Origin of the sequence: Micromonospora sp. NPDC050695 (assembly GCF_040654415.1) — a bacterium.
Taxonomy (GTDB): Bacteria; Actinomycetota; Actinomycetes; order Mycobacteriales; family Micromonosporaceae; genus Micromonospora.
The window spans coordinates 58,605-71,999 of record NZ_JBFAHZ010000011.1; the positions used below are offsets into that span (position 1 = coordinate 58,605).

A 13,395-nucleotide genomic window follows, 5' to 3' on the forward strand; every position below is an offset into this window, starting at 1 on the left:
GTCAGCCGACGGGAAAGCCCAGCACGGCGTGCAGGGCGGGGGTGCGCGGGCAGTGGTCCCGACGCACCCCGTCCAGCATCCGGACCTCGGTGAGCCCACGGACCGACGAACTGAACCAGACCCCGTCCGCGGCGTGCAGCTCCGCCGGCGTGACCATCCGTTCGGCGGCGCTCAGGCCCAGCTCGTCGGCGTGGGCGAGCAGCCAGGCCACGGTCGTGCCGGGCAGGATGCCGGTGGTGGCGGCCGGCACCGTGCAGAGCGTGTCCCCGGTGAGCCACACCACGTTGGCGGTGGGCCCTTCCAGGGCGTACCCGTCGGAGGAGACCCAGAGCACGTCGTCCACCCCGGCCCGCTGTGCCCAGCGGCGGGCGGCGCTGTTGACCGCGTACGAGGTGGACTTGATGCCGGCCGGCAACCAGTCCAGTCCGGTACGCGCGTCGGCGGGCACCCCCAGCGGCAGGACGGCCACGGTGATCCCGTTCCGCCGCGCCGCCCGGGACGACGCCGGCACCTCGGTCAGCGTGGCGTAGACGGTCGGTGCCCCACCGGCCTCCGAGCCCCGGGTGCAGACCAGCCGCAGCGCACCCTCGATCTGGGCGGGCCAGCCCGCGCGGACCGTGTCGAGCAGGTCGATCAGCGTGTCGGTGGGGGGTAGCTCCAGGTCGACGGCCGCGGCCGCCGTGGTCAGCCGGGCCAGGTGCTCGTCGCGCAGCCACGGCCGGCCCTGACGCAGGTGCATGGACTCGAAGAGCCCGTCGCCGCGCAGGACGCCCAGGTCGTCGCCGCGGAGCACCGGCTCGTCGACCGGGATCAGGCCCCGCCCGAGCACGGCGATCCGTGCGGCCGGGACCGTGCCAGCGGAGGAGGTCACCATGACCGTGCAGCGTAGCGGCGCGCAGGGGGGTGGCGCGATCGGCGAACTATGATCGGACGGTGTCCGAATCCTCCCTCGCGGAAATGCTCCGGGCCCGTGGGCTGCGGCTGACAGCCCAGCGGCAGCTCGTCCTCCAGGCGGTGCTCGATCTGGGCCACGCCACACCGGAGCAGGTGCACACCGCTGTCCGGGAGGTCGCCGCCGGCGTCAACATCACCACCATCTACCGCACGCTGGAGCTGCTGGAACGGCTCGGCCTGGTGACCCACACCCATCTCTCCCACGGCTCGCCGACCTATCACGCGGCGGGTGAGCACCAACACGTCCACCTGGTCTGCCGGGAGTGCGGCGCGATCGACGAGGTCGATCCGGAGCTGTTCCGTCCGCTCAGCGACGAGTTGGCCGCCCAGCGGGGTTTCCGGGTGGACATCGGGCACGTGTCACTCTTCGGCGTCTGCGCACGCTGCGAGAACGGGGACCACAAATGATCGACATCGCGGGTGCGGTGGCCGTCGAGAGCATCGACGAGGCCAGCCGCGACCAGCCCGATCCGGCGCACGTCGCGGCCGGGGTGCGGGGGGTCGCCGCGCACTATGGCGACCCGCTGCGCGAGCAGCGCACCCTGGACACCGAGGTCGGACTCGTCGACCGGTCGCACCGGGGCGTCATCGCGGTGCCCGGGGAGGACCGCGCCGGCTGGCTGCACACGATCACTTCGCAGCACCTGACGGCGCTGGCCGCCGGTGACGGCACCGAGTTGCTGGTGCTGTCCCCGCACGGGCACGTCGAGCAGCACGCCCTGGTCGCCGAGGACGGCGAGACCGCCTGGCTGGACACCGAGCCCGGCGCGACCGAGGGCCTGTTGACCTACCTGGAGAAGATGCGGTTCTTCAGCAAGGTCGACCCGCGCGACGCCACCGCCGAGCGGGCGCTGCTGTCGCTGGTCGGCCCCGCGGCCACGGAGGCGCTGGGCACGCTCGGGGTGACCGGGCTGGCCGAACCGGACCTGGTCGCGGTGCCCGGTCCGAAGTTCGCCGCCGGCGCCGTCCCACCGCGGGCGAGCGTTCGGTACGACGTACGACCGCTGCCCGTCGGCGGCTGGGCCCGGCGCGGGCCGCTCGGCGTGGACCTGCTGGTGCCCCGCTCGGCGATGGACCAGGTGGTGGCGGAGCTGCGAGGCGCGGGCGTGCCGGTGGCGGGCCTGTGGGCGTACGAGGCGATCCGGGTGGCCGCCCGCCGGCCCCGGGTCGGGGTGGACACCGACCACCGGACCATCCCGGCCGAGGTGGATCTGATCGGCCCTGCCGTGCACCTGGACAAGGGCTGCTACCGGGGTCAGGAGACGGTGGCCCGGGTGCACAACATGGGCCGGCCGCCGCGTCGCCTCGTACTGCTGCATCTGGACGGGGTGACCACCGACCAGCCGCCGACCGCCGGTACGCCGGTGACCCTCGACGGCCGGACGGTGGGCTTCGTCGGCACCGCCGTGCTGCACCACGAGTTGGGCCAGGTTGCCCTCGCCGTGCTGAAGCGGAACGTTCCGGACGACGCCGCCCTGCGGATCGGCGAGACGGCGGCGGCGATCGACCCGTCCTGACCCGGCCGTCTAGGATCGCCGGCATGACGACAGGGACGTTGATCACGGTGGCCCCGACCGGGGCGGAGTCGGCCAAGGCGGAGGTGCCGGCCCTGCCGGTGACCCTCGACGAGCTGCTGCGCACCGCCAAGGAGTGCGAGGCGCTCGGTGCCGCCGTGATCCACGTCCACATCCGTGACGACGCGGCACGGCCCACCCTCGACCCGGCACGCCTGGCCGAGACGGTGGCGGCGTTGCGGGAGACCACCGACCTGATCGTGCAGCTGTCCAGCGGCGGCGCGGTGACCGACCCGGAGTCCGCCCGACTCGCGGTGCTCGACGCCCGACCGGACATGGCCTCGTGCACGATGGGCACGGTCAACTTCGGTGAGGACGTCTTCCTCAACCGGTGGGAGTTCATCGTCGACCTGCACGGCCGTATGCAGGACCGGGGGATCGTGCCGGAGTACGAGATCTTCGACCTCGGCCACCTTTCCGCGTTGCAGCGGCTGCTCGGCAGGTACGGGCTGCCGGCCGGCGGGCACGTGCACGTCGACTTCGTGATGGGTGTGCCGGGCGGCATGCCGGGCACCACCGAGACGTTGGTCGCGGCTCACCGGATGCTGCGGGACCTGCCGGAGGGCACCACTTTCTCGGCCACCGGAATCGGTCGCAGCACCATCCCGGTCATGCTGGCCGCACTGTCGACCGGTGGGCACCTGCGCGTCGGCATGGAGGACACGGTGACGTACGCGAAGGGGCGCCCGGTGGAGTCCAACATGCAACTGGTCGCCCGCGCGGTCGGCTTCGCGCAGCTCGCCCAGCGCCCACCGCTGACCACCACCGAGGCCCGCGAGCTGCTCGGACTGTAAGGACGCGGCCGTCCCGCGCCCCTGTCACCCGGGCGGTGGACGTCCTGGTCACCCCGCCGCCGGTGCCCCCAGAAGCGTCGGTACCGTCCAGCACGTGGTAAAGACGTACGAGGGCGGCGCGCCGCTCGCCGAGGTGGTCCGGTCCGGGTTCGTGGAGGGCGTGCATCGCGGCTCGGCGGTGGTGCTGGACGCCGCCGGTGTGCCGGTGGCCGTCGCCGGGGACGTGGCCTCTCCGGTCTTTCCCCGTTCGGCCAGCAAGCCGATGCAGACGATCGGGATGCTCCGTGCCGGCCTGCCGCTGACCGACCCGGCCGATCTGGCGCTGGTGTCGGCGAGCCACGCGGGCGAGGACTTCCATCTGGCCCGGGTCGGCGCGCTGCTGGACCGGGCCGGGCTCGATGCCGCGGCCCTGCACTGTCCGCCCGATCTGCCGGTGGGCGCGGCGGCCCGGGAGGCGGTCCTGCGCGCCGGTGGCGGCCCGAGCAGGGTGCAGATGAACTGTTCCGGCAAGCACAGCGGGATGCTGCTGACCTGCCAGGCCGCCGGGTGGCCGCTGGACGGCTACTGGCGACCGGAGCACCCGTTGCAGCAGGGGTTGCGGGCCGCCATCGAGGAGTTCACCGGCGAGCAGGCGGCGGCGGTGGGGGTGGACGGCTGTGGCGCCCCGGTGCTCGCGGTGTCGCTGACCGGCCTGGCCGGGGCGTACCTGCGGCTGGTCGAGGCCGAGCCCGGCTCGACGCCTCGCGCGGTCGCCGACGCGATGCGTGCGCACCCGGAGATCGTCGGCGGCACCCGTGCCGATGACACCAGGTTGATGCGCGGCGTCCCGGGCCTGCTGGCGAAGATCGGCGCCGAGGGTGTGATCGCGGTCGGGCTGCCGGGTGTCGGCGCCGTCGCACTGAAGATCGACGACGGCGCCGACCGCGCCCGGATGCCGGTGTTGGTCTCCGCGCTACGCCGGCTCGGCGTGGACGCCCCGGTGCTGACCGAGTACGCCGAGGTGCCGCTCTTCGGCGGCGGGGTGCCGGTGGGCGCGGTCCGTCCGCTCTGGTAAACCGTGTCGCGGCGTGGCTGGCCCGGCGGCCTGAGGCCGCTGGCTGGTGGCGGAGCCGGCTGGATGGGGCCCGGCGGCCTGCCGGGTGGCCCACTCGTCATGACGGTGATGCCTCAGAGTCATCAATATGACTCTGAGGCATCAGGCTCGTCCGACCGCCGACCGCCGACCGCCGACCGCCGACCGCCGACCGCCGACCGCCGACCGGGGGTCGATCAGGCCAGGAAGTCGAGCAGGGCGGCGTTGACCGGCTCGGGGCGCTCCAGCGGCAGCAGGTGCGCGGCGTCCGGCACGTCGGGCAGTCGTACCGCGTTGGGCGCCTCGGCGGCGATCCGGTCGGCGAGCCGGCTGATGTCCGGCACGTCGGCGGCGCCGGCGGTGACCAGGACGGGCATCCGCAGTTCGCCGAGGCGGCCGATCGCCGGCGGCGACAGTTCGCCCACCTCGACCGCGCCGAGCGCCAGCTCGGCGGCGAGCGCCCGCTGGTCCATCTCCTGCGCGAACGCGATCAGCTCGGGGTCGACGTCGGCCGGCTGGCGGCCCGGACCGACCACCCAGAACCGCACCTCACCGGCGGCCCCGGCGACGAAATCGTCCGGGTCGACCTCGCCGACCAGGCTGTCCCAGAGGTCGTTCGCCTCGTCGGACCACTCGTTGCCGGAGACCGCCGTGTCGAACAGCGCGAGCGCGCTCACCCGGTCCGGGTGGGCCAGCGCGGTGTCGATGGCCACCGATCCACCGAACGAGCAGCCGACCAGGGCGGCCCGGGGCAGGTCGAGCGCGTCCAGCAGGCCGGCCACGTCGTCGTGGTGCGCGAACGGCGTCGGGGGCAGCTCGGAGTCGCCGTAACCGCGCAGGTCCGGAACGATCACCCGGTGCCGGGCGGCGAGCGCCGGGACCTGTCCGCGCCACATCCGGCGGTCGGTGATGCCGGCGTGCAGCAGGACGACCGGCGAACCGGTGCCGACCTCGTCGTACGCGATGGCTGATCCATTGACTGTGATCTTGTGCACGGAGGGACCGTACGGACCGGAGGGGCGGCACGCAAATGGGACGTTGAGACCTTGCTAACTCTGGTTAGCGTTTTGCTTGCAGGAGCTAGCAGGGCCGTCTAGCGTCAGTCTCATGGCCACACCGAAGGACCTTCCCGACGTCGGCGGGTTCATCCGCGATCTACGGCGCAACGCCAAGATCTCGCTGCGGCAGCTCGCCGAGCAGGCGGGAGTCAGCAACCCGTACCTCAGCCAGATCGAGCGCGGCCTGCGCAAGCCCAGCGCCGAGGTGCTCCAGCAGCTGGCCAGCGCGCTGCGGGTCTCCACCCCGGCGATGTACCTGCGGGCCGGGCTGCTCGACGACAAGGAGGGCCACGGTGTGCTCGCCGCCATCGCCGTGGACACCGACCTGACGATGGCCCAGAAGCAGTCCCTCAGCCAGATCTACGAGACGTTCCGCCGGGAGAACGCCCGGCTGACCGAGGCTCAGGCCGCCGCCGAGACCCCCGGCGCGACCGCCACCGGCAACACGGCCGGGACGACGACCCCGACCGATGTCGCCGACCAGCCGGCCGACGTGGCCAACCTCGCCGCCACCGGCCCCACCACCGCAGGCGGCACTCCGACCGAGGCCGTGCTCGAGTCGGTCGCCGTCACCGAGGCGGGCACCGCTCCCGCCCCGGGCAGCACGAACACCCCCGAGAAGAAGGCCGCCGGTCCGGCGGTCCGGAAGGCCGCCGAGGCGGCCGAAGAGGAGACGTCATGACCGAGCCGAAGACGAACCGCATCCCCGCCCCGATCTACGCCGCCGCCGGCGCCGGAGAGCTGGCCCTCGAGCAGCTGCGCAAGCTGCCGACCGTGGTCGGTGTCCTCGGCACCCGGGTCGTCGCCGACCTGGGCGGGCGGGCCGTGCTGACCGGCTTCGAGCTGCGCCAGAAGGCCACCGAGACGCTGCGCACCGCCAACGAGACCGCCGGCACCCTGCGCGGCCGGGCACAGGCCGAACTGGACCTCGCCAAGCTCCGCGAGTCGGCCGATCTGGCCAAGCTGCGCGAGGTCGCCGACCTCGACAAGCTGCGCGCGGCCGCGACCCGCAACGCCGCCGTGGTGGTCGCGAGCGCCCAGGCCGCACAGGAGCGGGCGTTCGCCGCGTACGGTGCCCTGGTCGCCCGCGGTGAGCGGGTCGTCGGCGCCGGTGTGCTGGAGGCCGCCGAGACGGTCAACGCCGACATCGAGGCCACCCAGGCCGTGACGTCGACCACCAGCCCGGCCGAGACCACCGCCCCGGCTGCCGGCGAGGTGTCGACCCCGACCGAGGTGTCGACCCCGGCGGAGGTGGCCGAGATCGCCGAGGCGAAGCCGGCCGCCGTCAAGAAGGCCGCCCGCGCCCCGAAGGCCGCCACGCCCGCCGCCACCCCGTCGGCGAAGCTGCCCCGGGCCACCAAGCGGACCCGCCCGGCGGCCGAGTAGTTCGCCGCGTCGACGACCCCGACGGCGTCCTTGTCGGACGTAGTCGGGGTCGTCGACATAAGCTTGCCGGCATGGCCAACGCCGCGCCGATCTTCGCCTTTGAAGTCCGCTACGTGATCGAGCTGATCCTGCTCGTCTTCGCGCTGATCATCCAGGGTGTCGCGCTGGTGCACGCCGTGACGCAGCGCGCCGACGGCTTCCCCGCCATCGGGACGCTGCCCAAGGGTGGTTGGATCGCCATCCTCGCGGTCTGCCTCGTGCTCACCCTGCTCGGCTTCGGTCCGATCAGTCTCTTCGGACTGATCGGCATCGCCGCCGCGCTCATCTACCTGCTTGACGTCCGGGTCGGCCTGCGCGACCTGAGCGACGGCAAAGGGTTCTGGTGAGAGGTTTCCGATGGCCGCCCCCACCGGACAGCGGGCCCCGCACCTCGGGGCCCGGCCCGGGCGGGCCGCGAACCGGTCGACCCGCACTGCCCGAGCCGGAGACCGAGCTGGTCACCACCCCGCACGGCGTACGACTGGAGAGGCTGGTCACCGGCACCGGTGATCCGGTCACCGTGTTCGCGCACGGGCTGGGCAACGGCATCGCCACCACCCGCCCGTTCGGCAGCGGGGTTACCGGCCGCAAGGTGTTCTTCCAGTTCCGGGGGCACGGCCGATCCGACGCGCCGGACGGGTCGTGGACGTACCTCGACCTGGCACGGGATCTGCGCGCCGTCGCGGATCTCGGCGGCGCCAGCCGCGCGTTCGGGGCGAGCCTCGGCGCGGGTGCCCTCTGCCGGCTGCTGACCGAGAGCCCGGAGCGCTTCGACAAGCTGGTCTTCTTCCTGCCCGCCGTGCTCGACGAGCCGCGTGGGCCGGTGGCCCGGCAACGCCTCACCGACCTGCTGGAGGCGGTGGAGAGCGGCGACGCCTCGGCGGTGGCCGACGTCGTCTCGCTGGAACTGCCGCCGCCGGTGCGTAACACCCCGGCCGGCTGGGCGTACCTGCGGCAGCGGCTCGACCAGTTGCTCCGCGACGGCCTCGCCGACGGTCTGGCCACCCTGCCGGAGCAGGCGCCGCTGCACGACGTCGCCGCCCTGGCGGCGGTCAACGCGCCGGCGCTGGTGATCGCGTGTGCCGGCGACGACCTGCACCCGGTCGAGGTCGCCGAGCGGCTCGCCGCCGCGTTGCCCCGGGCCACCCTGCACGTGTATGACCGGCCCGGCGTGCTCTGGTCGGAACGCGCCGACCTGCGGGAGCGCATCTCCGGCTTCCTCAACGAGTAGCCTGCCCTGTCATGGGCGTCACACAACACGGCCGGACGCACCGGCTGGACCTGGCGGACCCGACCCTGCGCGAGTGGACGTGCACGGTTCTGCACGCCGATCCGGAGCAGGGCATCGTGCTGGACCGTTCGGCGTTCTACCCGGGCGGCGGTGGCCAGCCACCGGACCACGGCGTCCTGCTGTGGCAGGGCGTGCAGACCCGGATCGTCGGCACCCGCAAGGGCGACGACCCGTACCTGATCCCCGCCGAGGGTGACCCGTTGCCGCCGGTCGGCACCGAGGTCGTCGGGGCGGTGGAGGACGAGCGCCGTACCCGGCTGATGCGCACCCACTCCGGCCTGCACGTGCTCTGCGGTGTGGTGTTCCGCGACTTCGGCGCGCTCGTCACAGGCAACTCGATGGAACCCGGCGAGGCCAGGATGGACTTCAACCTTCCCGAGGTGCCTCCCGACTTCAAGAGCCGGATCGAGGAGTTGGTCAACGCCGAGGTGGCCGCCGACCGGTCGGTCGCCACCCGGGTGCTGCCGCGCACCGAGGCGCTGGCCCTGCCGGACATCATCCGCACCCAGTCCAACCTGATCCCGCCGGACGAGCAGGAGGTCCGGATCGTCGACATCGTCGGGCTGGACGTGCAGGCCGATGGCGGCACCCACGTCGCGTCCACCGCCCAGATCGGCAAGGTGCAGGTGGTCAAGGTGGAGAGCAAGGGCCGCGCCAACCGCCGGGTACGCGTCAGACTGGTGGACTGACAAATTCGGACCCCGGTTGTCAGGTATCGCTGACAACCTCGCAGGTATGACACAACCGCTCGCAGGAAAGATCGCGCTCGTCGCCGGGGCGACCCGGGGAGCCGGCCGGCAGATCGCCGTTCAGCTCGGCGCGGCCGGTGCCACCGTGTACGCCACCGGTCGCAGCAGCCGCGCCGGCCGTTCGGAGATGGACCGACCGGAGACCATCGAGGAAACCGCCGAGCTGGTCACCGCGGCCGGCGGCACCGGCATCGCCGTCCGGGTCGACCACCTGGTGCCGGAGCAGGTCCGCGACCTGGTCGCCCGGATCGACGCCGAGCAGGGCCACCTCGACGTGCTGGTCAACGACATCTGGGGCGGCGACCCGCTGGTCACCTGGGACAAGCCGGTCTGGGAGCAGCCACTCGACGCCGGTTTCCGCACCCTGCGGCTGGCCGTCGACACGCACATCATCACCAGCCACTTCGCCCTGCCGCTGCTGATCCGCAAGCCCGGTGGCCTGGTCGTGGAGATCGGCGACGGCACGAAGGCGTACAACGACGAGAACTACCGGCTCTCGGTCTTCTACGACCTGGCCAAGGTGTCGGTCAACCGGCTCGCCTTCACCCAGGCGCACGAGCTGAAGCCGCACGGCTGCACGGCCGTGGCGCTCACCCCCGGCTGGATCCGCTCCGAGTCGATGCTGGAGCACTTCGGCGTCACCGAGGAGAACTGGCGCGACGGCGCCGCCACCGACCCGAACTTCCTCATCTCGGAGACTCCGGCGTTCGTCGGCCGCGCGGTGGCCGCGCTCGCCGCCGACGAGGAGAAGGGCCGGTGGAACGGCCAGTCCGTCGACGCCGGCACGCTGTCCAAGGTGTACGGGTTCACCGACGTCGACGGCAGCCAGCCGGAGGCGTTCCGCTACATCGTCGAGGTCGTCGACGCCGGCAGACCGGCCGACGTCACCGGCTACCGGTAGAGGTCGCGCAGCCGGTCGGCCGCGTCGGCGAACCGCGTCCGTAGCTCGGGTGGATCGACCGCCTCCACCTCGGGGCCGAGGCCCAGCAACTGGTGGTACGCCACCTCGACCGACTCGACGGGCAGCCGGGCCACCACCCAGCCCTGCCCGTCGGGTTCGCCGGCGGCGGCGAGCACCTCGTCGTACACGAACGGGGCATCGACCAGGTGTCGGAGCTGGCGCAGGCCGGCGGGGCTGAGCCGGACGGTGACCTCGGCCCGCAGCATGGTCCGCAGGAACGACCCGGCCTGCTCGCGCCAGTGCCCGGCCAGGTCGAAGCCCTCGTCGCGGTCGAAGCTCTCGTCGCCCACCTCCACCCCGGCGACCCGGTCTCCCGGAACCAGCCCGGCACGTCCAGGTGGAACCGTTGGCCGGTGCGGGCCGGCGCGTCCCGCAGGGCGGGCGGCAGCGCGGCCAGCACCCTCAACTCGGCGGACGCGACCGCATCGGCGAGCCCCATGTCGCCGGCCGGGCCGGGCAGACCGGCGAGGAAGAGCGCCTCGGCCTCGTCCCGGGTCAGCCCGGTCAGGCGGGTCCGATACCCGCCGAGCAGGCGGTACCCGCCGGCCCGGCCCCGGTCGGCGTAGACCGGCACCCCGGCGGCGGAGAGCGCCAGCACGTCCCGGTACACGGTCCGCTCGGAGACCTCCAACTCCCGGGCCAGCTCGCCGGCCGTCATCGACCCGCGCGCCTGCAACAGCAACAGCAGCGAGAACAGTCGGGAGGCGCGCACCCGCCCATCCTGCCCCGTGCCGCTCGCCGCCCGGCGGATTCGATCACCGGTCGTTAGGCTGCTCGATCGTGGACGTCAGCAGAATCGCCAGCCCGGTGACCGGGGTCGTCGGACGCTTCTTCGCCGGCGCGGGGCTGCTCCTGCGTGGGCTCGGCCTCTACGTCCGCAGCCCGGGGCTGATGCTGCTCGGCATCGTGCCGGCGCTGATCTCCGGCGCGCTCTTCGTGGCCGCGCTGGCCACCCTCGTGTACTTCGTGGACGACCTCGCCGCCCTGGTCACCCCGTTCGCCGACGACTGGTCGACGTCGGCCCGCAGTCTGGTCCGGGTGATCGCCGGGCTGGCCTTCCTGGGGCTCGGCGGGCTGCTCGGCGTGCTCACCTTCACGGCGGTGACGCTGGTCATCGGCGACCCCTTCTACGAGAAGATCTCCGAGCGGGTGGAGGATCGCCTCGGCGGCACTCCGGGTGCGGTGGAGGTGCCCTTCTGGTCGTCGCTGCGCCGCAGCATCGCCGACTCCGTACGACTGGTGGCGCTCACCGCGTTGGTCGGCATCCCGCTGTTCCTCGCCGGCTTCATCCCGGTGGTCGGCCAGACGGTCGTCCCGGTGATCGGGGCGGCGGTGGGCGGCTGGTTCCTCGCCGTGGAGCTGGTCGGTGCGCCGTTCTACCGGCGCGGGATGCGGCTGCCGCAGCGCCGGACGATCCTCAAGGCGGACCGGCCGGCCGCGCTCGGTTTCGGGGTGGCGGTCTTCCTCTGCTTCCTCATTCCGCTGGGCGCGGTGCTGATCATGCCGGCCGCGGTCGCCGGTGCGACCCTGCTGGCCCGCCGATCGTTGGGCCAGTCGGCCGAGGAGCGCTGACATGGAGATCACCCTGGTCGAGGGGGACATCACCGCCCAGGCGGTGGACGCGGTCGTGAACGCCGCGAACTCGTCGCTGCTCGGCGGCGGTGGGGTCGACGGTGCGATCCACCGGCGCGGCGGTCCGGCGATCCTGGCCGAGTGCCGGGCGCTGCGGGCGTCCCGTTACGGCAGAGGGCTGCCGACCGGTCAGGCGGTGGCGACCACGGCCGGGGACCTGCCGGCCCGCTGGGTGATCCACACCGTCGGGCCGGTCTGGTCGGCCACCGAGGACCGGTCGACACTGCTACGCGACTGCTACGCCAACAGCCTCCGGGTGGCCGACGAGCTGGGTGCGTCCACGGTGGCGTTCCCGCTGATCTCCGCCGGGATCTACGGCTGGCCGGTCGACGATGCGGTCCGCCAGGCGCTGTCGGTGCTCCGTCGGGCCACGCCGGCGACGGTCAGCGAGGCCCGCCTGGTGCTCTTCGGCGCGGACACCCACGCTGCGGCCTGCGAGATCTCTGCGGTTTAGTCGTCGTCCAGAGAAGACGTTAGAGACAGTGCGATTGCATAGTCGGCCGACGGGCCGTTGACCAGGAGTTCGGGACGAGTTCGGCCTCTGTCGAGGTGCAGGAGGCGGGTGAGGCCGCGCGGTGAGCAGGCCGAGGCGGTACCGCACGGTCATCGCGATCGACGGCAAGGCTACCCGCCGGCCAGGCCCAGCCGGTCGATCTGCAAACCTGGATCCGCCGCCACTGGCACATCGAGAACTGCCTCCATCACGTACGCGACGTGACGTTTCGTGAAGACCTCCACCAGGCCCGAACAGGCACCGGACCCGCCGTCATCGCAACCCTGCGTAACACCGCGATCGGCTGGCACCGCATCACCGGCGCGACCAACATCGCCCGAGCCACCCGCCAAGCCAACCGTCGCTCACACGACCTGATCACCGCCGTGACCAGCAGTTGCCCGACAACGCAATGACCCTGGGGCCCTGGCCCTGCTGGCACACCTGATCACCATCGGGCACTTCGACCACATCCATCGATGGTTACGATGGCAACGCCGACACCAGCACCGCGCCGAAATCGCCTACTATCAGTGAAGACTCCATCTCCGCCAGGTGCGGCTGGAGTGCTAGGCAGCCGAGTTTGACAATGTCGGAGCGGCAGGTCGCACCATGTCCGACTCGCCACAGCCGAGCGTGCGAACCCAATCTGCAAATCCTTCAGAGAAAAGAAAGAGCCAGGAGATACGCTCCACTTTGGAGCATTCCCTTCCCCTGTGTGACCGCAAGGGCCTGAGTGAGTATGCCTTGTAGGGATCACGCCGCTCGCAGGGATCACGCGGGGGATCACAGCCACCAGAGGAAGGACCGTATGACGATCAAGACCTTACTCAAGAGTGTCACGGCAGGTGCCGCCGTGGCGGCCATGCTGTCGACGGCGGCACTCACGGCAACTGCCGCCCCTGCAGAGGCGTCCATGGGCAAGGGCCGGTATCTGCTTTGCTCGCAGGCAAACTATTGGTCGTACGTCAGATTCTATAAAACTCCCACGAACTTCAACTGGTCTTCGATTGCCTCGATCCCGGTCGAGCCGGGCACGTGCAGAAAGGGTAATATTCCTTCGTCCACGTCACGGATTGAAGTCGTGGGGTGGAATCCATTCCCAGAGCTGAAAATCCTCAAGTCCGTTGACGTGTCGGCTGCGAGCAATACGGGCATCAAGTTCTTCAGCAAGGGCAACACCAGCCGTCCGTACGCGACCTACTCGTACTAGTTCGAGGCGTGTCACCGAGCTAGTTGTACTGCCCGGGGATGTTGGTCGAGGTTGTGTGACGACACGACGTAGATAGACGTAATGACGAAGGCCTCCGGTTGTGGGGTGGAGCTGTCTAGGAACCGCTCTGCCAACCAGGAGGCCTTCGTGTCCCGCGCTAACGCTGCTTCGACTCCTCG

General features: G+C 71.9%; 14 protein-coding genes and 2 pseudogenes. 13 read left to right on the forward strand and 3 right to left on the reverse strand.

The genetic code is table 11. The features are described from left to right. Window position 1 precedes the first annotated feature (1 nt). Window positions 2-874 carry an aminotransferase class IV gene (locus tag AB0H52_RS11250; protein ID WP_151488514.1) on the reverse strand — a complete coding sequence of 291 codons (873 nt, stop codon included), beginning with the start codon at window positions 872-874 and terminating at the stop codon, window positions 2-4. An 83-nt stretch (window positions 875-957) separates the two neighbouring features. On the opposite strand from AB0H52_RS11250, the gene AB0H52_RS11255 reads away from it, so the two are divergent. The 4 genes from AB0H52_RS11255 to AB0H52_RS11270 all read left to right on the forward strand — a co-directional run bounded on the left by AB0H52_RS11255 (window position 958) and on the right by AB0H52_RS11270 (window position 4,376). Next, the gene (locus AB0H52_RS11255) at window positions 958-1,362 is read left to right on the forward strand and encodes a Fur family transcriptional regulator (protein ID WP_151488543.1); all 405 of its coding nucleotides are present in this window, start codon (window positions 958-960) and stop codon (window positions 1,360-1,362) included. Continuing rightward, on the forward strand, window positions 1,359-2,471 hold the full coding sequence (locus AB0H52_RS11260; RefSeq protein WP_357946728.1) for a folate-binding protein: 1,113 nt from the start codon (window positions 1,359-1,361) through the stop codon (window positions 2,469-2,471). The genes AB0H52_RS11255 and AB0H52_RS11260 overlap by 4 nt, the downstream gene beginning before the upstream one ends. Window positions 2,472-2,494: 23 nt before the next feature. Next, window positions 2,495-3,322 (forward strand): 3-keto-5-aminohexanoate cleavage protein, encoded by an 828-nt coding sequence (locus AB0H52_RS11265; RefSeq protein WP_151488512.1) that lies wholly within the window; start codon window positions 2,495-2,497, stop codon window positions 3,320-3,322. Window positions 3,323-3,416: 94 nt separating this feature from the next. Then, window positions 3,417-4,376 carry an asparaginase gene (locus AB0H52_RS11270; protein ID WP_151488511.1) on the forward strand — a complete coding sequence of 320 codons (960 nt, stop codon included), beginning with the start codon at window positions 3,417-3,419 and terminating at the stop codon, window positions 4,374-4,376. A gap of 215 nt (window positions 4,377-4,591) precedes the next feature. On the opposite strand, the gene AB0H52_RS11275 is transcribed toward AB0H52_RS11270, so the two are convergent. Then, the gene (locus AB0H52_RS11275; protein ID WP_151488510.1) at window positions 4,592-5,389 is read right to left on the reverse strand and encodes an alpha/beta hydrolase; all 798 of its coding nucleotides are present in this window, start codon (window positions 5,387-5,389) and stop codon (window positions 4,592-4,594) included. Window positions 5,390-5,501: 112 nt separating this feature from the next. On the opposite strand from AB0H52_RS11275, the pseudogene AB0H52_RS11280 reads away from it, so the two are divergent. The 6 genes and pseudogenes from AB0H52_RS11280 to AB0H52_RS11305 form a co-directional block, all read left to right on the forward strand. After that, a pseudogene (locus AB0H52_RS11280) lies at window positions 5,502-5,996 on the forward strand (helix-turn-helix domain-containing protein); the annotation flags it as partial. 134 nt (window positions 5,997-6,130) lie between these two features. Further along, window positions 6,131-6,838 (forward strand): hypothetical protein, encoded by a 708-nt coding sequence (locus AB0H52_RS11285; RefSeq protein WP_151488508.1) that lies wholly within the window; start codon window positions 6,131-6,133, stop codon window positions 6,836-6,838. 71 nt (window positions 6,839-6,909) lie between these two features. Continuing rightward, entirely contained in the window at window positions 6,910-7,224 is a 315-nt protein-coding gene (locus tag AB0H52_RS11290) for a DUF2516 family protein (protein ID WP_151488507.1), read from the forward strand. Beyond that, entirely contained in the window at window positions 7,221-8,108 is an 888-nt protein-coding gene (locus AB0H52_RS11295) for an alpha/beta hydrolase (protein WP_151488506.1), read from the forward strand. Before AB0H52_RS11290 ends, AB0H52_RS11295 begins: the two co-directional genes overlap by 4 nt. 11 nt (window positions 8,109-8,119) lie before the next feature. Beyond that, on the forward strand, window positions 8,120-8,857 hold the full coding sequence (locus tag AB0H52_RS11300; RefSeq protein WP_151488505.1) for an alanyl-tRNA editing protein: 738 nt from the start codon (window positions 8,120-8,122) through the stop codon (window positions 8,855-8,857). 46 nt (window positions 8,858-8,903) lie between these two features. Further along, on the forward strand, window positions 8,904-9,818 hold the full coding sequence (locus AB0H52_RS11305) for an SDR family oxidoreductase (RefSeq protein WP_151488504.1): 915 nt from the start codon (window positions 8,904-8,906) through the stop codon (window positions 9,816-9,818). Here the strand turns inward: AB0H52_RS11305 and AB0H52_RS11310 are convergent. Further along, window positions 9,809-10,590 (reverse strand): annotated as a pseudogene (locus tag AB0H52_RS11310) (WYL domain-containing protein). The gene AB0H52_RS11305 and the pseudogene AB0H52_RS11310 sit on opposite strands and share 10 nt — an antisense overlap. 68 nt (window positions 10,591-10,658) lie before the next feature. Here AB0H52_RS11310 and AB0H52_RS11315 point away from each other — a divergent pair. The 3 genes from AB0H52_RS11315 to AB0H52_RS11325 all read left to right on the forward strand — a co-directional run bounded on the left by AB0H52_RS11315 (window position 10,659) and on the right by AB0H52_RS11325 (window position 13,216). Continuing rightward, complete coding sequence (locus tag AB0H52_RS11315; RefSeq protein ID WP_151488503.1) at window positions 10,659-11,450, forward strand: EI24 domain-containing protein; 792 nt, start codon at window positions 10,659-10,661, stop codon at window positions 11,448-11,450. Between the two features lies 1 nt (window position 11,451). After that, window positions 11,452-11,964 (forward strand): O-acetyl-ADP-ribose deacetylase, encoded by a 513-nt coding sequence (locus AB0H52_RS11320; RefSeq protein WP_151488502.1) that lies wholly within the window; start codon window positions 11,452-11,454, stop codon window positions 11,962-11,964. Window positions 11,965-12,814: 850 nt separating this feature from the next. Continuing rightward, window positions 12,815-13,216: a hypothetical protein gene (locus tag AB0H52_RS11325; RefSeq protein WP_151488500.1), complete on the forward strand. Its 402-nt coding sequence runs from the start codon at window positions 12,815-12,817 to the stop codon at window positions 13,214-13,216. The last annotated feature ends 179 nt before the right edge of the window (window positions 13,217-13,395 follow it).